This window comes from Achromobacter sp., assembly GCF_057314935.1.
The window spans coordinates 11,855-32,948 of record NZ_DBHKZA010000003.1 but is presented as its reverse complement, the minus strand read 5'-3'; the positions used below and the strand labels follow the sequence as shown (position 1 = coordinate 32,948).

21 protein-coding genes are annotated in these 21,094 nt (G+C 65.6%); 8 read left to right on the top strand and 13 right to left on the bottom strand.

The window, feature by feature from the left end:
• From cheD to ACO6D5_RS01620, 3 genes are all read right to left on the bottom strand, one after another.
• On the bottom strand, positions 1-620 hold a 620-nt coding region (gene cheD, locus ACO6D5_RS01630), incomplete at its 3' end, for a chemoreceptor glutamine deamidase CheD (RefSeq protein WP_485824459.1).
• Positions 621-1,030: 410 nt separating this feature from the next.
• Entirely contained in the window at positions 1,031-1,939 is a 909-nt protein-coding gene (locus ACO6D5_RS01625) for a cell division protein FtsX (RefSeq protein WP_315845270.1), read from the bottom strand.
• A complete protein-coding gene (locus ACO6D5_RS01620) occupies positions 1,936-2,697 on the bottom strand; it encodes a cell division ATP-binding protein FtsE (protein WP_315845269.1) in 762 nt (253 codons plus the stop codon). The genes ACO6D5_RS01625 and ACO6D5_RS01620 overlap by 4 nt, the downstream gene beginning before the upstream one ends.
• Positions 2,698-3,022: 325 nt before the next feature.
• Here ACO6D5_RS01620 and ACO6D5_RS01615 point away from each other — a divergent pair, with 325 nt between their 5' ends.
• The 6 genes from ACO6D5_RS01615 (at position 3,023) to ACO6D5_RS01590 (ending at position 9,321) form a co-directional block, all read left to right on the top strand.
• Positions 3,023-4,039 (top strand): amino acid ABC transporter substrate-binding protein, encoded by a 1,017-nt coding sequence (locus tag ACO6D5_RS01615; RefSeq protein ID WP_315845268.1) that lies wholly within the window; start codon positions 3,023-3,025, stop codon positions 4,037-4,039.
• A 147-nt stretch (positions 4,040-4,186) separates the two neighbouring features.
• The gene (locus tag ACO6D5_RS01610; protein WP_088591051.1) at positions 4,187-5,377 is read left to right on the top strand and encodes an amino acid ABC transporter permease; all 1,191 of its coding nucleotides are present in this window, start codon (positions 4,187-4,189) and stop codon (positions 5,375-5,377) included.
• A gap of 1 nt (position 5,378) precedes the next feature.
• On the top strand, positions 5,379-6,479 hold the full coding sequence (locus tag ACO6D5_RS01605) for an amino acid ABC transporter permease (protein ID WP_485824458.1): 1,101 nt from the start codon (positions 5,379-5,381) through the stop codon (positions 6,477-6,479).
• Positions 6,480-6,539: 60 nt separating this feature from the next.
• Positions 6,540-7,280, top strand: a complete 741-nt coding sequence (locus ACO6D5_RS01600) for an amino acid ABC transporter ATP-binding protein (RefSeq protein WP_315140741.1) — start codon at positions 6,540-6,542, stop codon at positions 7,278-7,280.
• A 156-nt stretch (positions 7,281-7,436) separates the two neighbouring features.
• A complete protein-coding gene (locus tag ACO6D5_RS01595; protein WP_315845267.1) occupies positions 7,437-8,453 on the top strand; it encodes a tripartite tricarboxylate transporter substrate-binding protein in 1,017 nt (338 codons plus the stop codon).
• 505 nt (positions 8,454-8,958) lie between these two features.
• Positions 8,959-9,321 (top strand): glyoxalase superfamily protein, encoded by a 363-nt coding sequence (locus tag ACO6D5_RS01590; RefSeq protein ID WP_485824457.1) that lies wholly within the window; start codon positions 8,959-8,961, stop codon positions 9,319-9,321.
• Positions 9,322-9,402: 81 nt separating this feature from the next.
• Here ACO6D5_RS01590 and ACO6D5_RS01585 read toward each other — a convergent pair whose 3' ends face one another.
• The 10 genes from ACO6D5_RS01585 to gtdA form a co-directional block, all read right to left on the bottom strand.
• The gene (locus ACO6D5_RS01585; protein ID WP_485824456.1) at positions 9,403-10,578 is read right to left on the bottom strand and encodes an ABC transporter substrate-binding protein; all 1,176 of its coding nucleotides are present in this window, start codon (positions 10,576-10,578) and stop codon (positions 9,403-9,405) included.
• A gap of 22 nt (positions 10,579-10,600) precedes the next feature.
• Positions 10,601-11,815: a 3-hydroxybenzoate 6-monooxygenase gene (locus ACO6D5_RS01580; protein ID WP_485824455.1), complete on the bottom strand. Its 1,215-nt coding sequence runs from the start codon at positions 11,813-11,815 to the stop codon at positions 10,601-10,603.
• A gap of 19 nt (positions 11,816-11,834) precedes the next feature.
• On the bottom strand, positions 11,835-13,187 hold the full coding sequence (locus ACO6D5_RS01575) for an FAD-dependent oxidoreductase (RefSeq protein WP_485824454.1): 1,353 nt from the start codon (positions 13,185-13,187) through the stop codon (positions 11,835-11,837).
• Between the two features lie 44 nt (positions 13,188-13,231).
• On the bottom strand, positions 13,232-14,236 hold the full coding sequence (locus ACO6D5_RS01570) for a tripartite tricarboxylate transporter substrate-binding protein (RefSeq protein WP_315847255.1): 1,005 nt from the start codon (positions 14,234-14,236) through the stop codon (positions 13,232-13,234).
• Positions 14,229-14,606: a chorismate mutase gene (locus tag ACO6D5_RS01565; protein WP_485824453.1), complete on the bottom strand. Its 378-nt coding sequence runs from the start codon at positions 14,604-14,606 to the stop codon at positions 14,229-14,231. Before ACO6D5_RS01565 ends, ACO6D5_RS01570 begins: the two co-directional genes overlap by 8 nt.
• 8 nt (positions 14,607-14,614) lie before the next feature.
• Positions 14,615-15,253 carry a maleylacetoacetate isomerase gene (gene maiA, locus ACO6D5_RS01560; protein WP_485824452.1) on the bottom strand — a complete coding sequence of 213 codons (639 nt, stop codon included), beginning with the start codon at positions 15,251-15,253 and terminating at the stop codon, positions 14,615-14,617.
• Positions 15,254-15,294: 41 nt separating this feature from the next.
• Positions 15,295-16,260, bottom strand: a complete 966-nt coding sequence (locus ACO6D5_RS01555; protein ID WP_485824451.1) for a tripartite tricarboxylate transporter substrate binding protein — start codon at positions 16,258-16,260, stop codon at positions 15,295-15,297.
• 75 nt (positions 16,261-16,335) lie between these two features.
• On the bottom strand, positions 16,336-17,595 hold the full coding sequence (locus ACO6D5_RS01550) for a flavin-dependent oxidoreductase (protein ID WP_485824450.1): 1,260 nt from the start codon (positions 17,593-17,595) through the stop codon (positions 16,336-16,338).
• A gap of 2 nt (positions 17,596-17,597) precedes the next feature.
• The gene (locus ACO6D5_RS01545) at positions 17,598-18,296 is read right to left on the bottom strand and encodes a fumarylacetoacetate hydrolase family protein (protein ID WP_485824449.1); all 699 of its coding nucleotides are present in this window, start codon (positions 18,294-18,296) and stop codon (positions 17,598-17,600) included.
• A 54-nt stretch (positions 18,297-18,350) separates the two neighbouring features.
• On the bottom strand, positions 18,351-19,427 hold the full coding sequence (gene gtdA, locus ACO6D5_RS01540) for a gentisate 1,2-dioxygenase (protein WP_485824448.1): 1,077 nt from the start codon (positions 19,425-19,427) through the stop codon (positions 18,351-18,353).
• 182 nt (positions 19,428-19,609) lie between these two features.
• On the opposite strand from gtdA, the gene ACO6D5_RS01535 reads away from it, so the two are divergent.
• Together ACO6D5_RS01535 and ACO6D5_RS01530 are read left to right on the top strand one after the other, a co-directional pair.
• Positions 19,610-20,545, top strand: a complete 936-nt coding sequence (locus ACO6D5_RS01535; protein ID WP_315847248.1) for a LysR family transcriptional regulator — start codon at positions 19,610-19,612, stop codon at positions 20,543-20,545.
• The gene (locus tag ACO6D5_RS01530) at positions 20,545-21,090 is read left to right on the top strand and encodes a hypothetical protein (protein ID WP_315847247.1); all 546 of its coding nucleotides are present in this window, start codon (positions 20,545-20,547) and stop codon (positions 21,088-21,090) included. Before ACO6D5_RS01535 ends, ACO6D5_RS01530 begins: the two co-directional genes overlap by 1 nt.
• The last annotated feature ends 4 nt before the right edge of the window (positions 21,091-21,094 follow it).

The window sequence follows — 21,094 nt, the reverse complement described above, 5'->3', positions numbered from 1 at the left end:
CCGGGCCGGGTGAAACGCTCGACGCGCGGCGGGCTTTGCGTCTTGGCCTGCACGCTCTGGGCCGCCGCCTGCTCGCGCTTGGCGATGATCTCTTCGGCGCGTTGATGGTGCGGGGCCATCTTGCGCACCATCACCCGGCCGTCGCGCGGGAAGTAGTTGATGCGGCGGGCGTGCACGTCGCCCAGGTCCTGTGCCTTGACCGGGATGCCTTCGGTCTTCAGGTAGTTCAGGACGAATTCGCCGTTGCGTTCACCGATGTTCATCTGCTGCATGGCGCTCAGCACTGCGCCGCCGCCGAACACCTTGGCTTCCAGGCGGTCGCGCACGGCGCCCGCCTTCAGCAGTTCGTTGATCAGCACTTCCATCGCGAAGGCGCCATAGCGCATCGTGGCCGAGGCCGGCGACTGCATGTCGCCTTCCGGCAACATGAAATGGTTCATGCCGCCCACGCCGGTGACCGGATCGTGGATGCAGGCGGCGACACACGACCCGAGTACGGTCGAGATCATCAGGTCTTCGTCGGTGACGTAGTACTCGTTGGGGAGCACTTTCACCGCCTGACACTGGAACGCGCTATCGAAATAGTGGCGCGTTGCACGGGCTTCAAGACGGGCGACCATGGGACTTAAGGGGCAAGAACAGCGATTGGGACACGAAGGACGACGCTCGGTAAAACAATGAATGTTTCAAAAAGTTTAAAAAAATGTCGCTTTATTCTTGCATATCCCAGCTTACAGCGGGGGAAATGCTTGTAACTGCGGCGATACTATACGTCCCTGATTTTTAACGCGCTTTCTCGCAGTTTCCTGTTTGGCGGGATGGGCAGCCTGGAGGGCAAGCGCCCGCAGGCGTCAGCGGCCGTTCACCCGGATGGCTTGCAATCATCGTAGCCGGGCGGATGGCGCGTCTTTCCCCGGATCACGGGGAGGATCGGGCTTCATACGTGGCTTTAGGCGGGATTTTCAATGCGGCGGCCCGCTCCGGTTCCCAAGGCGCGGGGCATCGGGAACCGGGCCGCAGCGGGGCGGCGTCAGAAGCGCGTGCTGCGCGTGACCGACCAACGGGCCGACAGCGCGCCCAGGGCGGCCGAAGCCACCACGGCGGTGATCAGCACGGATGCGCCGGGCAGGTGAAGGGCGAACTCGGCGCCGTAGCTGCGGGCCAGCCCCAGCAGGGCGTCGTTCAGCGGAGACAGCGCGATGGCGGCAACCCCGATGGCCAGCAGCGAGGCCACGGCGCCCGACAGCGCGCCCAGATACAGGAACGGCCGGCGCACGAACGATTCGGTGGCGCCCACCAGGCGGGCCACGCCGATTTCCTCGCGCTGCGACAGCGCCTGCATGCGCACCGTGTTGAACACGGTGGCCAGCACCACGACCGCCACGCACGCGGCCAGGAAGCCCAGGCCGATGCGGGCGAACCTCAGGATGGCTTCCAGCCGCTGCACCCAGGCGCTGTCAAGCTGCACCAGGTCCACGTGGTTCCATTGCTTCCAGGCGGCCGCCAGCTTGTCGGCGCGACCGGCCAGGTTGTCGCCATCGGCCAGCGTCACGACCACGGCGTCCGGCAGCGGATTGCCCGGCAGCACGGCCAGCGCCTGCTGCCAGGCAGGGTTGGCGCGCAGGTCGGCCAGCGCGGCGTCGCGCCCCACGACACGCACCGCGCGCACGTCTTGCGAGTAGTCGTCCTTGATGCGTTTGGCCACGTCGGCGGCGGCGCCGGCCGGCGCGTCCACGCGCATGAATACGGTGACTTCGGGCGTGACGGACATTTCGCGCGCCACGGGCTGGACCGACACCAGGATGGCGCTGCCCAGCAACGGCAGCGCCAGCGCCAGGGCCATGACCAGCAGATTGGCCAGGGACGAAAACGGCTGTTTGGCCAGGCGGCGCAGGGTGACCATCAGCGCGTAGCGGTGTTGCCGCAACCAGGCGTTCATGCGGACTCTCCCGGATGGCCAAAGCCGGGCTCGGCGCGGCCGCCGCCCGTGCGGGCCGCAGCGGGCGGCGCTTGCCCGGCGTCGGGCGGGGGCGCGGTGCCGGCGGAATCGGCGAACTTGCCCGGGTCGATGCGCAAGGTGCGGGTGGCGTAGCGCGCCATGAGGTCCTGGTCGTGCGAGGCGATCAGCGTCGTCACGCCCACGCGGTTGAAGTCGCGGAACACGTTCATGATGCGTTGCGCGTTGTCGTGGTCAAGGTTGGCGGTGGGTTCGTCCGCGATCAGGATGGCCGGCCGGTTCACGATGGCACGCGCGATCGCCAGGCGTTGCTGTTCGCCGCCAGACAGTTCGATGGGGTTCAGGTCTTCCTTGCCGGACAGGCCCACCTTGTCGAGCGCGGCGCGAGCGCGCGCGGCGGCCGAATCCCAGGGCTGCCCCTGGACGGCCAGCGGCAGCATCACGTTTTCGAACGCGCTTCGATCGAACAACAGATGGGTGTCTTGCAGAATGACGCCCACGGCGCGGCGCAGATACGGCCGGGCGCGCGCGGGCAGCTTGTCCAGCCGCTGGCCGTTGACCTGGATGGATCCGCGGCTGGCGGGCTCCAGCCCGCCGATCAGCTTGAGCAGCGTGGACTTACCGGCGCCGGACGGCCCCGATACGAAAACGAATTCTCCCGCGCTGACGCGGAAGTTGATGTCGGCCAGAATATTGCGGCCGCGACCATATGATTTGAATACGTGTTGGAATTCGATCATGGCGGCTGTCAGATGAAGCCGCAATAGTAACTCGGGGACAGTAAGGTGGCCTAAGCCTCTTGGTGGGCAGGCTGTGAAAAAGCGTATCCATGTGACCAGTCGGACACGTTTTCGCCAGAACGAAATGAATGCGTCTTAGGACAAATCTGACGCGCTAAAACGCGTCCCTGTTTTCGTACGAAAACAACGTTTGATTTCGCCAGTGTCCCTATATTTCAAGGGAATTCCCGGATGCGCCGCCTGCTGCGCGGACGCTACCATCCGCCCCATGCGTCGGCCCAACCCGGCCCGCGTACGGCTCGATTTATCCCACACGGAGATCACGATGAAAGTACTGAAACTCGCTGCTATTGGCGCGGCACTGTTTGCTGCATCCGCGGCCGCCAATGCGGGCGCGACCTTCGATAACGTCAAGAAGAAAGGGTTTGTCCAATGCGGCGTGTCGACGGGCATTCCGGGTTTCTCGATCGCCGACAGCAAGGGTGAATACAAGGGCATCGACGTTGACCTGTGCCGCGCCATCGCCTCCACGATGTTCGGCGACGCCACCAAGGTCAAGTTCACCCCGCTGAACACGCAGCAACGCTTTACCGCACTGCAGTCCGGCGAAGTCGACGTGCTGACCCGCAACACCACCGTGACGCTGACCCGCGACACGACGCTGGGCCTGATCGGCGTGGGCGTGAACTACTACGACTCGCAAGGCGTGATGGTCTCGAAGGACCTGAACGTCAAGAGCGCCAAGGAACTGAACGGCGCCACCATCTGCGTGCAGCCGGGCACCACCACCGAACTGAACCTGGCTGACTGGTTCCGTGGCCAGAAGATCGAATTCAAGCCCGTCGTGATCGACAAGTACGACGAAATCATCCGCGCCTTCTCGGCCGGCCGCTGCGACGCCTTCACGACCGACAAGTCGCAACTGGCTTCCACCCGCACGACGCTCGAGAATCCGGACAAGTTCATCATCCTGCCGGAAGACTTCTCCAAGGAGCCGCTGGGCCCCATGGTCCGCCAGGGCGACGAGCAATGGTTCAACGTGGTCCGCTGGTCGCTGAACGCCATGCTGGAAGCCGAGGAATACGGCATCACCAAGGCGAACGTCGAAGAAATGGCCAAGAGCCCCAACCCGAACATCCAGCGCATCCTGGGCGTGACCCCGGGCATGGGCAAGAACCTGGGCGTCGATGACAAGTGGGCATACAACATCATCAAGAACGTGGGCAACTACGGTGAAAGCTTCGAAAGCACGCTGGGCAAGAACAGCGCGATGAAGCTGGAGCGCGGTTTGAACGCGTCGTACAAGCAGGGCGGTTTGATGTACGGCTGGCCGGTGCGCTAACACACGGCTGCCTGGCAAAACGGAGCCTCGGGCTCCGTTTTGCCTAGGGCCTTAACCGGCCCTACCCCGCCATAGGGCGGGCGGCAGGAGTGGGGGGCGTGGCCTTGCCGGCTTTGCCACCCGGTGTACGACTTCTGTAGATTCAACATGACGACTTCCAATAAAAACGCCCCGATTTCGGCGCCCCGCCGGCGGCTGAACTGGAACGACCCCGGCGTGCGCTCCGTGGTCTACCAGGTGCTTGCGCTGGCAGCGGTCGCCTGGGCCGTGTGGTTCCTGGTTTCCAACACGCTTCACAACCTGTCCGTGCGCAACATCGCCACGGGGTTCGGGTTCCTGAACCGCGAGGCCGGGTTCGCGATCGGCGAAACGCCCATCGCCTACACCCCCGCAAACGATTACGGCCGCGCCATCCTGGTGGGCCTGCTCAACACCCTTCGCGTCGCCGTCATCGGCATCGTGCTGGCGACCATCCTCGGCACCTTGATCGGCATCGGCCGCCTGTCCAAGAACTGGCTGGTGGCCAAGATCACGTCGGTGTATGTCGAGGTGATGCGCAACGTGCCGCTGCTGCTGCAGCTGTTCTTCTGGTACGCGCTCATCACCGAGAACATGCCGGGCCCGCGCCAGGCGCACAACCCGCTGCCGGGCGTCTTCATTTCCAACCGCGGCCTGAAAGTGCCCGGGCTGGAAGGCAACTCGCTGGACTGGATGCTGGCCGGGCTGGGACTGGCCATCGTGGCCATCATCTTCCTGGGCCATTACGGCAAGAAGCGCCATGAGGCCACCGGCCACATGTTCCCGCTGGGCCGCTGGGCCATCGGTCTCTTGATCGGACTGCCGTTCATCGGCTGGCTGGTCAGCGGCGCGTCGCTGACGCTGGACATGCCGGAACTGAAGGGCTTCAACTTCTCGGGCGGCCTGACGCTGTCGCCGGAATTCGCCGCGCTGCTGGCGGGTCTGGTGATCTACACGTCGGCGTTCATCGCCGAAGTGGTGCGGTCGGGCATCCAGGCCGTGAACAACGGCCAGTGGGAAGCCGCCGGTTCGCTGGGCTTGCGCAGAAAGCAGGTGCTGCGCCTGGTGATCCTGCCGCAGGCGCTGCGCGTGATCATCCCCCCGATGACCAGCCAGTACCTGAACCTGACGAAGAACAGCTCGCTGGCGGTCGCCATCGGCTATCCGGACATCGTGTCGGTGGTCAACACCACGCTGAACCAGACGGGCCAGGCGATCGAGGGCATTCTCATCATCATGGGCGCGTACCTCACGGTCAGCCTGTCGATCTCGATATTCATGAACTGGTACAACAAGCGCATCGCGCTGGTGGAGCGTTGAGATGAGCAGCACTACGCATACCCCCAGCGAAGGCCTGCCGCCGCCCAGCACGCACGTGGGCGCGTGGCCGTGGCTCAAATCCCGCCTGTTCTCGTCGCCGCTGAACATCCTCATCACGGTACTGCTTGCGTGGTTCCTGCTGATGGCGGTGCCGGCGCTGGTGGAATGGGCCTTCATTAAAGCCAATTTCAATGCGACGAACGCGCAGGAATGCCGTGCTTCGGGTGGCGCCTGCTGGGCGTTCATCATCGAGAAGCACCGGCTGATCCTGTTCGGCACCTATCCGTTCGACGAGCAGTGGCGTCCGCTGATCGCCACCATCATCCTGGTGGCGGTGATCGTCTGCAGCGGCATCCGCCGTTTCTGGAACTGGAAGCTGGCCGTCATCTGGACCGTGGGCCTCACCGCCGTGGCGCTCCTGATGTGGGGCGGCGTGTTCGGCCTGACCTATGTGGAAAACGCGCGCTGGGGCGGCCTGCCGCTCACGCTGATCCTGTCCACGTTCGGCATCGCCTTCGCGTTCCCCATCGGCGTGCTGCTGGCCCTGGGCCGGCGTTCGAAGATGCCGGCCATCAAGGCGCTGTGCGTCGTGTACATCGAGTTGATCCGCGGCGTGCCGCTGATCAGCCTGCTGTTCATGTCGTCGGTGATGCTGCCCTTGTTCCTGCCGGAAGGCTTTTCCATCGACAAGCTCTTGCGCGCGCAGATCGCCATCATCATGTTCGCCGCGGCCTACATCGCGGAAACGGTGCGCGGCGGCTTGCAGGCCATCCCGAAGGGGCAGTACGAAGGCGCGGATTCGCTGGGCCTGAACTACTGGCAGCAGATGCGCAAGATCATCCTGCCGCAGGCGCTGAAGATCGTGATCCCGCCGCTGGTCAGCATCTTCATCGCGCTGTTCAAGGACACGTCGCTGGTGGTGATCATCGGCATCTTCGACCTGACGCTGGCAGCCAAGGCGGCCTTGTCCGACGCGGCATGGCGCGGATTCGGCGTAGAGGCGTATCTCTTCATCTCGCTGATCTACTTCGTGTTCTGCTTTTCCATGTCCAAGTACAGTCAGGCGCTTGAAAAACGTCTTGCGACGGATCACAAACGCTAGCCAATGCCGCGCGTCCGCCGCAAGGCGGGCGCGCACAGCGATATTTACGGGAGTACAGGCATGTCCGATGCCATTATTCGTTTGCAGGACGTGAACAAGTGGTATGGCCAGTTCCACGTGTTGCGCAACATCAACCTGGACGTGGCGCAAGGCGAGCGCATCGTGGTGTGCGGCCCCTCGGGGTCGGGCAAGTCCACGATGATCCGCTGCATCAACCGTCTGGAAGAGCACCAGAAAGGCCACATCATCGTGGACGGCACGGAGCTCACCAATGACCTGAAGCACATCGAGACGATCCGCAAGGACGTGGGCATGGTGTTCCAGCACTTCAACCTGTTCCCGCACCTGACCGTGCTGGAAAACCTGACGCTGGGCCCCATGTGGGTGCTGAAGAAGCCGCGCGCGGAAGCCGAGGCGACGGCCATGAAGTACCTGGAGCGCGTGCGCATTCCGGAACAGGCCAAGAAGTTTCCCGGCCAGTTGTCGGGCGGCCAGCAGCAGCGCGTGGCGATCGCGCGTTCGCTGTGCATGAACCCAAAGATCATGCTGTTCGATGAGCCCACGTCGGCGCTGGACCCGGAAATGGTCAAGGAAGTGCTGGACGTGATGGTGAGCCTGGCCCAGGAAAGCGGCATGACGATGATCTGCGTGACCCACGAAATGGGCTTCGCGCGCAAAGTCGCCAACCGCGTGATCTTCATGGACCGCGGCGAGATCATCGAGCAGAACAGCCCGGACGAGTTCTTCGACAACCCGCAGAACGAACGGACGAAGTTGTTCCTGAGCCAGATTCTGCATTAATCTGCCAAAAAAACCGCCTTCGGGCGGTTTTTTCTTATAACTAAGGGGTTGAGGCGGCAGTTTCTGCCTTTTGGGTGTCGTATCGCTTTGTTACTCAGGTGTGCTCCTGCGGTATGCTACGGACCGCCATTGATCCGGAGTGAGGAGAACAACATCATGACGACCACCCCTAGCCGCGCTATGCGCCGCGCACTGCTGCAAGGCGCCGTGGCGCTTGCCGCCACCCTGCCTTTCTGCGCGCCCGCCCTGGCGCAAGCCACTGATTTCCCGACGAAGCCGATCCGCTTCGTCGTGCCTTACCCGCCCGGCGGCCCGCTGGACACCATGGCCCGCATGCTGGCCGAGAAGGTGCGTGGTTCGCTGGGCCAGGCCGTGATCGTGGAAAACCGCTCCGGCGCGGGCGGCAACATCGGCGCCGACCTGGTGGCCAAGGCCCCGGCCGACGGCTACACGCTGGTGATGGGCGCGGTGGCCACGCATGCGATCAACCCCTGGCTGTTCGCCAACCTGCCGTACGACCCGGTGAAGGATTTCGCGCCGGTCACGATCGTCGCCTCGGTGCCGAACGTGCTGGTGATGAACGTGGAGTTCGCCGAGAAAAACAACATCAAGACGCTGGCCGATTTGATCGAGTACGCGAAGAAGAATCCGGGCAAGCTGAACTACGGTTCGGGCGGCAACGGCAGCGCGGGCCATTTGTCGGGCGAGCTGTTGAAGGCGCGCGCGGGCATCAATGTCGAGCACATTCCTTACCAGGGCGCGGCGCCGGCGCAGTTGGCGCTGCTGTCGGGCCAGTCGGATTTCATGTTCGACAATCTGGCGGCGTCCGCGCCGTTGATCAAGGACGGCAAGGTGAAGGCCCTGGCGGTCACGACCGCCAAACGCTCGTCGTTGCTGGCGGATGTGCCGACGGTCGAAGAGTCGGGCGTCAAGGGGTTCGATCTTGGAACCTGGTTCGGCGTGTTCACGACCGGTGGCACGCCGGCGCCTGTGGTGGCGAAGCTGAACAAGGCGTATTCGGAAGCGATGCAGCAGCCGGACGTGAAGCAGCGTCTGTTGACCATGGGGTCGGAGACAGGGCCGATGACGGCAGAGGCGTTTGCTGAGTTCGTCAAGGGCGAGAAGGCGAAGTATCAGGAGATCGTTAAGATTTCTGGGGCTAGTTTGAATTGATTTTTGGTTGATTGGTTGATTGGTTGATTGGTTGATTTGCGGCTGGGCGAGTTCTTAAGACGCCCGCCGCGCCGGTGGCCCGGGGTGCTCGGGTCAACGATTGCGGTCCGGAGCCTTCGCTCCGGACTGCCCCGTCGTCATCTTCGTTGCGGCCTACGGCCGCTGCCTTCAGATTCCCTCGGGCTTATCGACGCCCCTCGCACCCCGGGCCACCGGCGCGACGGGCTTTGTCGTCTGCAATTTCGCGTCAGCGGGGACGGCCTGTTTCTTAAGGTGCTTGTCACCGGCGGTGGGGTGGAGAGGATCTTGCGGGGCCCGCCCCATGCCGGCCGCGCGGGCGGCCTTGTGGGGCTTACGCGGCGTCTTGCGTCGGGTTGTGGTCGCTTCGCGCTACTGGTGGCGGTCTCCCATGTGGGATCGCACGTCGCGTGTAACCCATCGTCGCTTGCGAATGCGTTGGGCGGATTTATGCTGCGTGCTTACGCACGTCATCCGGGCTTCCATCATGCAATTTTCAGCCGCCATCCCCATTCTGCGTATCTTCTCGGTCGAGAAGGCGCGCGAGTTCTATCTGAATTATTTGGGATTTTCCTGGGACTGGGAGCATCGCTTCGAGGCGGGCTTCCCGCTGTATGCGCAGGTGCATCGCGGCGACCTGATCCTGCATTTGAGCGAACATCATGGCGACGCCACGCCGGGGTCGGCGGTGTTTGTGCGGATGCAGGGCGTGGATGCGTATCACGCCGAGCTGACCGCGACCCAGTACGGCTATATGCGGCCGGGCGTGGAAGAGGCGCCTTGGGGCCGGGTGCTGGCGGTTACCGATCCGTTCGGCAACCGCCTGAGCTTTTGTGAAAGCCAGGACTAGGCACGTTGCTGCGCTTTCGCCCGTTGCGCGGGTCCCGGCTCCCGCTGTTTCCGGCAGGGCCGCTGGCCGCGGCCTTTTCGCCTACATCTTGCAATCCGCGGCATGCACGTCCGTGTGTTCGCGGGCCAGCACCTTCTGGTTCTTGTAGACGAGCTTGCCGTCGGGGCCGGCCTCGATGTGCAGCAGGTACCAGTCCTGGATCGGGTGCTGGTTGGGGCCGAACTTGAACTTGCCGCGCACGGTGGGGAAGTCGGCTTTCCGTAATGCGTTGCGGAAGTCGTCGGCGCGGCCGGTGACGTCGCCGTTGACGGCTTTGAGCGCCGAGGCGATCAGGTTGGCGGTGTCGTAGGCCTGGGCGGCGTAGGCGGTAGGCGGGCGCTTATAGGCGTTGGTAAAGGCCTCGACGAAGTGCTTGTTTTGCGCGTTGTCCAGGTCGGCGCTCCACAGTGAGCTCAGATAGAAGCCCTTGCTTGCCGTGCCGGTGGCGGCCAGCATGCGGTCGTCCATCGAATAGATGGGCGTGATCATGCGGATCTTCTCGGACAGGCCCGAGTTGGCGAACTGCTTGGTCAGGTTGATGCCCGCGCCGCCGGGGTGGAACTGGAAGATGGCCTCAGGGTTCAGCGCGCGGATGCGGGCAAGTTCCACCGAGAAGTCGGACTGGTCCAGCTTGGTGTAGATCTCTTCGGCGATTTCGCCTTTGTAGGCACGCTTGAAACCGGCGACGGCGTCGCGGCCGGCCTGGTAATTGGGCGCCATGACGACTACGCGTTTGACGCCCAGTTCGTTGGCCGCGATGCCGGCCGTGTCGGCGTACGAGTCGTTCTGGAAGGCGACGGCGAAGTAATTCGGGTTGCAAGCCTTGCCGGCGTAGTTGGAGGGGCCGGCATTCAGGCTGACGTAGAAGCCGCCGGCGTTCAGCACCGTGGGGCCGACGGCGGCCATGACGTTCGAGAAGTTGACACCCGTGAAGAGCCGCACGCCGTCCTGCACCATCTTGTCGGCGATCTGCTTGGCGTTGGCGGGCTTGAGCGCATCGTCTTCGACGCGCACGTTGACGGGCACGCCGCCCAGCTTGCCGCCGCCTTCTTTCACGGCCAGCATGAAGGCGTCGCGCTCGTCCTCGCCGATGTAGCCGGCGGGCGTGGAAAGCGTGCCGATGAAGCCGATGTCGACCGGCTTTTGCTGCGCGGCGGCCGCGGAGGCCGCCAATGCCAGCAGGATGGCGGCGGTGCCGCGGATAGGGCGCTTCTTCATGTTGTCTCCTCTTGTGCTCTTGTTATTTCGGCGCGAGGCAGTTCTCCACCTTCCAGCCGTACAGCCACTGCAACGCGTCATAGAACTGGGACTGGCTGCGGCCAGTCCACAGTTGGTTGCGCACGGTGCGTTCCACGCCCCGCGCGTGATACAAACGGCCCATTTCCCGGGTGGACCAGACCACGCGCGCGCTGCGCGGGATGCGGACCGATTCGTACAGGCGGAAGGCGGCTTCCAGGTCGTGGCCGCAATGATGCACGGCTTCGCCCAGCGTCACGGCGTCTTCCAGCGCCATGCACGCGCCCTGGGCCATGTACTGCGTCATGGGATGGGCGGCGTCGCCCACCAGGGTCACGCGGCCCTGGCCCCAGTGCTCGACGGGTTCGCGGTCGGCGGTGGCCCAGCGCTTCCATGACGTGGGGCGGTCCAGCATCTGGTGCGGACGCGGGTGGATGCCCTGAAAGTACGACAGCACTTCTTCCTTGCTGCCTTCGCGCACGCCCCATTCCTCTTGTTCGCGGCTATGGAAGGTGACGACCAGGTTGTACTGCTGGCCGCCGCGCAAGGGGTAGTGCACCAGATGGCAGTGCGGGCCGGCCCACAGCACGGGTGCGTTGATGCGCAATTCTTCGGGCATGTTGTCGCGTTCGACCACCGCGCGGTAGACGACGTGGCCGGTTACGCGCGCCGGGTCGCCCACCGTGCGTTCGCGGATCACCGATTTGACGCCGTCCGCGCCCACCACGGCATCCGCGCGGTAGCGGTTGCCGTTCGTATCCATGACCTCGACGCCGTTGCCGTCCTGCGACATGGCCGCGATCTGGGTGGACGTGCGAAAGCGGATCAGCGGGTTCTGCTGCACGGCTTCCAGGATGGACAGGTGGATGTCGGCGCGATGGATCACGGCATACGGGCCGCCGAAGCGCGCGCGGAACGCGTCGCCCGTGTCGATGCGCACCACTTCCTGGGCGTCGACCGCGTCCATCATGATGATGTGGTCGGTGAAGACCGCGCGCGTGCGTGCCGTCTGGCCCACGCCCAGCGCGTCCAGCGCGGCGAAGGCGTTCGGCCCCAGCTGGATGCCGGCCCCGATCTCGCCGATGTGCGCGGCCTGTTCCAGCAGTTGCACTGCGATGCCTTGGCGGGTCAGCGCCAGTGCGGCGGCCAGGCCGCCGATGCCGCCGCCCACCACAATGACGGACCGGACCGGCTGAGGGGTTGTCTTGGACGTGTTCATGATTGTCTTCCGCGCCCCGTCATTCCTGGCCGCCCAGGAAGGCGCCCTGGCGCTTCAACTGGGCCTGCAAGGCCGCAACAGGGATGTCCGACGGCGCAATGCCCGCACGCAGCGCCATCGCCGCCGCCGTGCCTGCGGCTTCACCCATCACGAAGCAGCTGCCGCTGACGCGCGCGGCCGACTGGCCTTCGTGCGTCATGGACGCGCAGCGGCCGGCCACCAGCACGTTGTCGGCGACGCCCGTCCCGCGCTTGGGGACCATCATCCGGAACGGCAGTTGGTTGTAGCCTCGCGATTCGGGGATGGGCGGCCATACCCATTGCACGTCGCCTGCCGTATGCATTTCCAGCGGCCAGCCGTTCACGCCGATGCTGTCTTCGAAATCGGCGCACCCCAGCACATGCTCCTTGGTCAATACCGTTTCGCCCACGATGCGGCGCGTTTCGCGAATGCCGAGTTGCGGGGCGATGTCCAGCACATACGCGTTTTCGAAGCCCGGCACCTTGGCGCGCAGGAAGCCCAGGTACTGCATGATCTGGCGGCGGCCTTCCAGTTCGCCCGCCGACAGCGATCCGGCATCGGTGCCATCGGCCGCGCTGCCGTCGGCGTTGGCCAATTGCGTGACGTTCACGCGCCATTCGTAGTCGTGTTTTTGCGGACGCACGATGGCGCCCCGGCGCGGGAACGTGAATTCGCCGCTGGCCGCCGCCTGGTCCATCAAGAGGGGAATGGTCTTCCAGGCTTCTTGCGCGCGCGCGCCGTCCACGTTGCCCACCTTGAACATCAGGGTGGGGTAGAGCATGTGGCCGTGTTCGTCGCCTTTTTCGAACGGCAGCCCGCCCCATTGCGCGATGTCGGCGTCGCCCGAGCAGTCGATGAACACCCGGGCGCGCACGGCATAGCGGCCCGATTTGGTCTCCAGGAACAAGGCGTCCACGCGGCCATCTTCGGCGCGCGCGACGCCCGTCGCAAGCGCATGGAACAGCACGTGAGCGCCGCTGTCCTGCACCAGACTGTCGGCCGCGCACTTGAAGGCCGAGATGTCGTAGGCCTGGGCGTGGATCTTGCCCAGGATCAGATGCGGATCGTTCAAGCCGTCCATGGCGCGCATGCGATCCAGCAAGTCATCGGTCATGCCGTGCACGACCTGGCGGATGTCGCCGTGGATGTTGGCATGCAGTCCGCAGAAGTTGGACACGCCCGCGGCCGTGCCCATGCCGCCCAGGAAGCCGTAGCGCTCCACCAGCAAGACGCTGACGCCATTGCGCGCGGCGCTGGTGGCGGCCAGCACGCCGGCCGGGCCACCGCCCAGCACCACGACGTCGTATTCGCCATAGAGCGGGACCTGGCGGGCGGGTTCATTGATCAACATCTGCTTCTCCTTGCGTGTCATGCACTGCTGCCTTGTGTCGCGGTTCACTGGCCCTTGATGCCCAGCTTCTTGATCAGGGGTTCCCAACGCTTGAGCTCGTCATCCATGTAGGCGCGGAACTCGGCGGGCGTGCTGCCGACGGGGTCCATGAACTGCGCTTGCAGGCGCTTGGCGACCTCGGGGTCGCGGATCGCCTGGATCAGCGCATCGGAAAGCTTTCTCTGGATGTCGGCCGGCACCTTGGACGACACCACGAAGCCGATCCACGCGGACCCCTCGATGCCCTGCACGCCGACTTCGGCCAAGGTGGGGATATCGGGCAGCAGCGCCGAGCGCTTGGAAGAGGTGACCGCCAAGGCTTTGAGCCGGCCATCCTTGACCATCGGCATGACGGCAATGGGCGGCAGCGCCGCGAATTGCGTGTCGCCCGACAGCAGCGAGGTCAGCGCGGCCGGCGACGAGGGGTAGGGAACATGCGTCGCGCGCGCGCCGATCTGCTGCAGCAGCAGTTCGACGGCCAGGTGCGATACGGTGCCCGCGCCCGGCGAGGGGAAGTTGTACTTGTCCGGATTCTGCTTCAGCGCATCCAGCAATTGGCTCACGTTCCCGATCCCGGCGGATGCCGGCACGACCAGCACGTTGGGCTGGTGCACGGCCAGCGTCAGCGGCGACAGGTCGGTGGCAGGCGCATACGGCAGCTTGTCGAACAGCAGCGTGTTGTTCACCAGCGGACCGGTGATGGAGACGCCGAAGGTGTAGCCGTCGGGCTTGGCGTTGGCGATGGCGAAGGTGCCGATATTGCCGCTGGCGCCAGGTTTGTTTTCGATGACGATGGTCTGGCCCAGGATGGCGCCGGCTTTTTCGCTGACGATGCGCGCCACCTGGTCGGGGCTGGAGCCGGGGCCGAAGGGCACGATGGCCTTCAGCGGTTGCGCGGGCCACGCGTCGGTGGCATGCGCGGCCGCGAACGGCGCGGAGGCCGCCAGCGCCAGCATCAAGGCGCGCGCGGCCGCGTGGCGGGCCAGCGTCAGCGGACGGGACTTATTCATGCTTGTCTCCCACGTCTTTCATGGTGTTGAAATAGGTTTGCTCGTTGGCGATGAAGGCGGCGACCATCGCGCGGTACGTGGCGTCCACCACCTGCTCAAGATTGGCGAAGCCGCGGTTGTGGCGTTCGGCCAGCGCGCGGGCCTTGTCGAAGACCTGGGCCTGGCGCGCGGGCGCGCTGACCTGGAAAGCGTCGCGCTTGAACCGCGCCGCGTCCTTGACGTACATGGCGCGCTCGGCGATCAGGCGCACGATCTCGTCGTCCAGCCGGTCGATGTTGGCGCGCACGTCGGCCAGGTTGGCGCATAGCGGCCGATAGGCCGGGTCGGTATATTCGCGCAGCGGCGCGCCGTGGGTGTCGGGTTCTTGCATGGGCGTCGTCATTGGGTGTAGTCGGGCTGGCGCGCGGGCGCGGCGGCCTGGAACGCGGGCTGCGCGTTGCAGTGGTCGAAGATCCGCAGGATGCGCGGGTAGGCAGACAGGTCGCACCCCATGCGCTGCGCGTTGGCCACCTGCGGCACCAGGCAGCAGTCGGCGAGTGTGGGCGCGTCGCCAAAGCAGTACGCGCCGTGTCCGTGGCGCGCCAGCAGCGCCTCGACGGCGGTCAGGCCTTCGCCAATCCAGTGGTGGTACCAGGCGGTCTTCTGTTCATCCGTCGCGCCCAGCACGTCCTGCAGATAGCGCAGGATGCGCATGTTGTTCACAGGATGGATGTCGCAGGAAATGGCGTCGGACAGTTCCAACACACGGGCGCGCGCCAGCGTATCGGCCGGGATCAGGCGGGGCTCGGGATGCGTGGCGTCCAGGTAGTCGACGATGGCGAGCGACTGCGACAACTGCGTGTCGCCATCGATCAGCAGCGGCACGCCCGCCGACGGGTTCTTGGCCACATACCCGGCGGCGCGCTGCTCCTGCTTGCGCAGGTTCACGGGCAGGTATTCGTAGGGCAGGCCCTTGAGCGCCAGCGCGATGCGCACGCGGTACGAAGTCGAACTGTTGAAGAAGCTGTGGAGTTGCATGGATTGTGCGTCGGTAGGGGCGGAAGGTCGTGGGGATGGCCCTATTCGGCCGTGATGCCGGTGCGGGCGACGATGTCGTCCCAGCGCCTGGCGTCGCGGCCGATGAGGGCGCCGAAATCGGCGGGCGTGGAGGTCGCGGGGACCATGCCTTGCGCATCGAAGGCGGCGGCCGTCGCCGGCGTCTTGAGGATGGCGTTGATCTCCCGGTTCATGCGGTCGACGATGGCGGCCGGCGTGCCCTTGGGGGCCAGCACGCCGTACCACATGTCCACGTCGGCGCCTTGCAGGCCGGCTTCCGTCAGCGTGGGCGTGTCGGGCAATTGCGGCAGGCGCTTCGGGCTGCCGGTGGCGATCACCTTCAACTTGCCCGCCTTGATTTGCGGCAGCGCCACATGCACGGGCAGGAACATGTAGTCCAGGCGGCCGCCGAGCATGTCTGTGACGGCGCCCGCCGTGCCCTTGTAGGGCACGTGCAGCATGGCGGTGTGGGTGCGGTCCAGGAACAGCGCCATCGACAGGTGGTGCGGCGTGCCGACACCAGGCGTGCCGTAGCTGAGCTTGCCCGGCGCGGCGCTGGCCGCGCGCACCACGTCGTCGACGGTGTTGGCAGGGTTCGACGGATGCGTGACCAGCAGCAGGGAACCCCAGGACGTCAGACCGACCGGCGAGAAGTCCTTTTGCGGGTCGAACCGCAGCTTGCCTTTGTAGAGGCTGGCGTTCATGACGAACGTATTCACCGTCACCAGGAAGGTGTAGCCGTCGGCGTCGGCGCGCGCGGCCTTTTCGCTGCCGATATTGCCGCTGGCGCCCGCAAGGTTCTCCACCACGACGGGTTGCCCCAGCGTCCGGGGCAGGCTTGCCGCCAGTTGCCGGGCGATCAGGTCGATGCCGGTGCCCGGCGTGAACGGAACGACCAGCGTGATCGGCCGTTCCGGCCATGCCGCGTGGCTGGCCGCGGCCGAGAACGCCAGGACCGCGGCGCCGAGGAGGCGTATGAACTTGCACATGGTTTGTCTCCAGTTCCTGTCGCCGGTCATGCGCCGGCTTGATGTCGGCGGCGGCCTGGGCCGCGCCTGGTGGCACTACACGTAGGGCGCCCGTGCTTTCAGCGCCACGGGGTCGAAACCGGCTACTTGCTTGTAGCGCCGGGAAATGCCTTCCAGCTCGTCGCGGCTGATCACGTCGTCAATGCGCGCATACGGACGGTCGCCGGACCGTTCATGTACCTCGCGCAGGATGGCGTCGGGCGGATTGCTGCGGTTGGTCAGGACGACGCGGGTGGTGGCCTCCACCCGCGCGCGGTCATAGGCCTGCAGCGCATCGGGAGTCAGTCCCTGGCGCTTGAGTTGCCCGGTCAGGTAGCGGGCGTCGATCACGGCCTGGCCTGCGCCATTCGAGCCGCGGGGGACCATCGGGTGGGCCGCGTCGCCCAGCAAGGTCATGCGGCCTTTCGTCCAGGTGGGCAACGGGTCCTGGTCCACCATCGGGTACTCCAGGACGGCATCGGCGTCCTGGATCAGGCGCGCGACATCCAGCCAATCGAAATGCCAATCGGAGAACGCGGGAAAGAAATCCTCAAGCCGGCCGCTGCGGTTCCAGTCGCGGACGGCGGGTTCGGCGGCTTCGATTTCCGCCACCCAGTTCACCAGCTGGTCGCCGTTGGCGTCGATGTTGTCGCGGATGGGATAGATGACCATTTTCCCCGTCGACAGCCAGCCCGCCCGGACCATGCTGGCGCCGGACAGGAACGGTTTGCATCGCGTCGTGCCGCGCCACATGTTCACGCCGGAATAGCGGGGCGCGCCTTCTTGCGGATAGAGCTGCTTGCGCAGCGCGGAATGGATGCCGTCGCAGCCGACCGCGATGCGTCCGCGGACGGGCGGCAGCGCATTGCCGTTGTTGTCCTTGAAGCGCGCCGTGACAGTGTCGGCGTCTTGCTCCACGCCCGTGCAGCGGGCGTTGACGGTCACGCAGTCGTCGCCCAGGCGTTGCCGCACGGCCGCCCACAACGCCATTTGCAGGTCGCCGCGATGGATGGAGTATTGGGGCCAGTCGTAGCCGGCGTCCAGGCCGGCGGGTTCGCCGTAGATGAACTGGCCGTGGCGCGTATAGAACACGGATTCGCGCGTGCGCACGGCAATCGCGTCCAGCGTGGGCAGCAGGCCCAGCTCGTCCAGTTCGCGGGTGGCGTGGGGCAGCAAGTTGATGCCTACGCCCAGCGGCTTGATCTCGGGCACGGCCTCGTAGACGCGGCAGGCGATGCCGGCCTGATGCAGGCTCAACGCCAACACCAGGCCGCCGACTCCGGCGCCCACGATGATCACATCGGTGTCGTATCGCATGCCTACACCATGCGCACGCTGAGCGTGCCCAGGCCGTCGACGCCGCCTGTCATCGTGTCGCCGCGCACCACGGGGCCGACGCCTTCGGGCGTGCCGGTGTAGATCAGGTCGCCCGCTTCCAGGCGGAAGTACTTGGACAGGTAGGCAATGGTCTCGGCGACGGACCAGATCAGCTTGCCGATGTCGCTGCGTTGCTTGTCCACGCCATTGACCTGCAGCCAGATGGCGGCCTGGTCGATGCCGTTGACCGACGCGGCCGGGTGCAGCGGGCCGATGGGCGCGCTTTGGTCGAAGGCCTTGCCCAGTTCCCATGGGCGGCCGGCTTCGCGCATTTTCATCTGCAGGTCGCGCCGCGTCATGTCCAGGCCCACGGCGTAGCCCCAGACGTGCTGCAACGCGTTATCCACGGAGATGTTGGCCCCGCCCTGGCCGATGGCCGCGACCAGTTCGATCTCGTAATGCAGGTTGGCGGTCTCGGGCGGGTAGGGCAGGTCCAGCGTCTGGCCCTGGGCCACCGGAACGACGGCGTCGGCGGGCTTGCAGAAGAAGAACGGCGGTTCGCGGTCGGGGTCGAAGCCCATTTCGCGGGCATGGGCGGCATAGTTGCGGCCCACGCAGTAAACGCGGCGGACCGGGAAGGCATCCTGGCCGCCGGCGATGGGCACGGCGACGGGGGCGGCGGGAGCAAACACGAAAGACATGGATCACCCTTGAAAGAGGGAGGGAAAAGCGGGATGTGGCCAAGCCACGCGGGCTCAGGCGATGCGTTCTTCGCGCCACAGGCCCAGCGCGTCCTGCACCGGGCGGTCGGAATAGCTGAAGAGCGTGGCGTCTTCCAGCGCGGCCAGTTGCACGGGCAGCCAGGACGGGGCCACGAACACGTCGCGCGGACCAAAATGAAATTCCTGGTCGCCGATGCGCGCCGTGCCCCGTCCTTCCACCACGCTGTACACCGTGGAGTCGGTGCTGCGGGTGGTCTTGCCCTGGAAGCCGGCAGGCAGCAGCTGCATGAAGGTCGCCATCGTGGGCATGGGGTAGCCGCCCGTGGCTGGATTCAGGTAGCGCAGTTTCACGCCGTCCCAGGGGTCCAGTTCACCGTGGCGGTACAGCGCGTCCAGCGCTTCGCGGCTGCGTTCGTACGGGTAGTTGAAGATGGGCGACGTACCGCTTGTGGCCTGATGGCGCACCGGCGCCATGTTGTGGCCGAAGCGGGCCATGCTGTCGCCTTCGGGCCGCGTGACGGGCTGGGTGGCCTGCGGGTAGTTCTCGGCAAAGCCCGCGTCCAGGAACCGCAGCAGCGGGATGTCCAGGCCGTCCAGCCAGACCACGGGTTCGCCGCCCTCGGCGGTTTCGGCGTTGCCGTGGTCGTGCCAGGTCCAGGACGGCGTGATGATGAAGTCGCCCGGGTGCATGGTGGTGCGTTCGCCGTTGACGGCCGTATAGGCGCCGCGCCCTTCCACGATGAAACGCAGCGCGGATTGCGTGTGGCGGTGGCTGGGCGCGATCTCGCCGGGCAGGATCAATTGCAATCCTGCGTACAGGCTCTGCGTGATGCTGGCCTGGCCCGGCAACCCGGGGTTCTCCAGGATCAGCACGCGCCGCACGGCTTCTTCGGCGGTGATCAGCGAGCCGGACGCCATCACGTCGTCACGTACGTCGTCGTATTTCCAGAGGGCGGGCACGCAGCGCGGGGCGGGCTGGCGGGGCACCAGGTTGTGCAACGACTCCCACAGGGGGGCCATGTGCTTCTTGGCGATGCGCGCGTAATAGGCAGCGCGATCAGCGGCGCGGTCGGCGGCATGATCGGCGCCGGCGGTGTGGCCGTCGGGCATGGTTGTCTCCAGTATGTCCGGCTATTGCCGGCTTCTACGGGTGGCCGCCGCGTGGTTCGCGGCTGGTCCGGATATGGAGACGATTATGGGTAAGCAGCTATGTGTTTAATAATGAAATTATCTTATTATCCATACGAATAACAATATACATACGAGACAACCTCCATCCGACGAGGGCCCGCATGGACTGGACCCACCGCCTGCGGCTGCGCAATCTGAAGATGCTGCTGAGCCTCGCGCAGACCCGCAACATCAGCCATTCGGCCGCGATGCTCAACACCACGCAGCCGGGTCTGTCGAAGTGGCTGAAAGACCTGGAAGACGATATCGGCTTGCCGCTGTTCGAGCGCCATGCGCGCGGCCTGCGTCCGACCCCGCATGGCGACGTGCTGATCGCCCACGCCCAGCGCGTGGAGTCCCAGCTGGACCGCGCCAGCGCCGACATGGCCGCGCTGCGTGAGGGCGGTGGCGGCCGCGTGGTGATCGGTGCATCCGGCGCGTCGGCCTCCGACACGGTGCCGCTGGCGGTGATGAAGCTGCTGGAACGGATGCCGCAGGCGCGCGTGAAGCTGGTGGAGGGCACGACGGACCGCCTCTTGGCGCAACTGGCCCAGGGCGATCTGGACATCGTGGTGGGCCGCTCGGCGCCCGAACATCACGACCCGGCGATCCGCTTCGAGGCGCTGTATCTGGAACCCATTCATCTGGTGGCGCGCCCGCGCCACCCCTTGTTCGCGATCGAGCAGCCCAGCTGGCAGGACCTGCTGTCGTACCGCTGGATCCTGTGGCCCAAGGGCACGCCCATCCGCAATGCGGTGGACGCCGCGCTGGCGGCCGCAGGTCAGGCGCCGCCGCCGGATCACGTGGAATCGAATTCGGTGACGATCAACCTGACGCTGATCAACAACAGCGACATGATCGGCGTGGCCTCGCACCGCGCCGCGCTGCGGTTTTCGCAGATGCGGGCGATGCGGATCATTCCGGTGCGCTTGTCCGGATTCGGGTCGGTGGCGATGTATTGGCGCGAAGACGCTTTCAGGCCGCTGGCGGTGCAGGAAGCGATGGCGGCCTTGCGCAATACGGTGGCGGAACATGCGCCCGGCGTGACGAGGCTGTGATGCCATCCTCTGGCGCGGGCCTGAATGCGTTGATTGCGCAGTGCCGCCGGGTAGAGGCTGCGCTGGCCGGAAGTCCGGACCCGTCCGCCTCGGTGGCCATGCATCGGTTCGTGGCCGATATGGATGCCAGGCGGATCCCGCCGGGGATGTGGTCGCCGCTGGCGTTGTCGGTGCTGGTGATGACGGGCGGGCTGGGCGTCGGCATTGAAGTTCTTAGCCTTGTGCTGCGCGCCGTGGGTTCGGCCTGGGCGGCGTTTGCGCTGGTGGCGGTGTGCGCCGGGACGGCACTGGCGTTGTCGATCGCGGTGGTGATGCTGATGGCGGGCCGGTCGGCAGGGCTGGTGATCGTGAAGTGGCTGGCGATCGGCTTGGTGGCGGTGGGCGGACTCGGCGTGATCGCGTGGACGCAGGGGGATGTGCGGGCGGTGGGGCCTGTTGTGGCGCTGCTGGGCGGGTTGGGGGCCTGGTTGGTGGCCAATAGCGGGGGGTTTTTTGTGTTTGTGGGGTATCGGGTGGCGAGGCGGTATCTCGATCTTCGGGGGTAGTTGT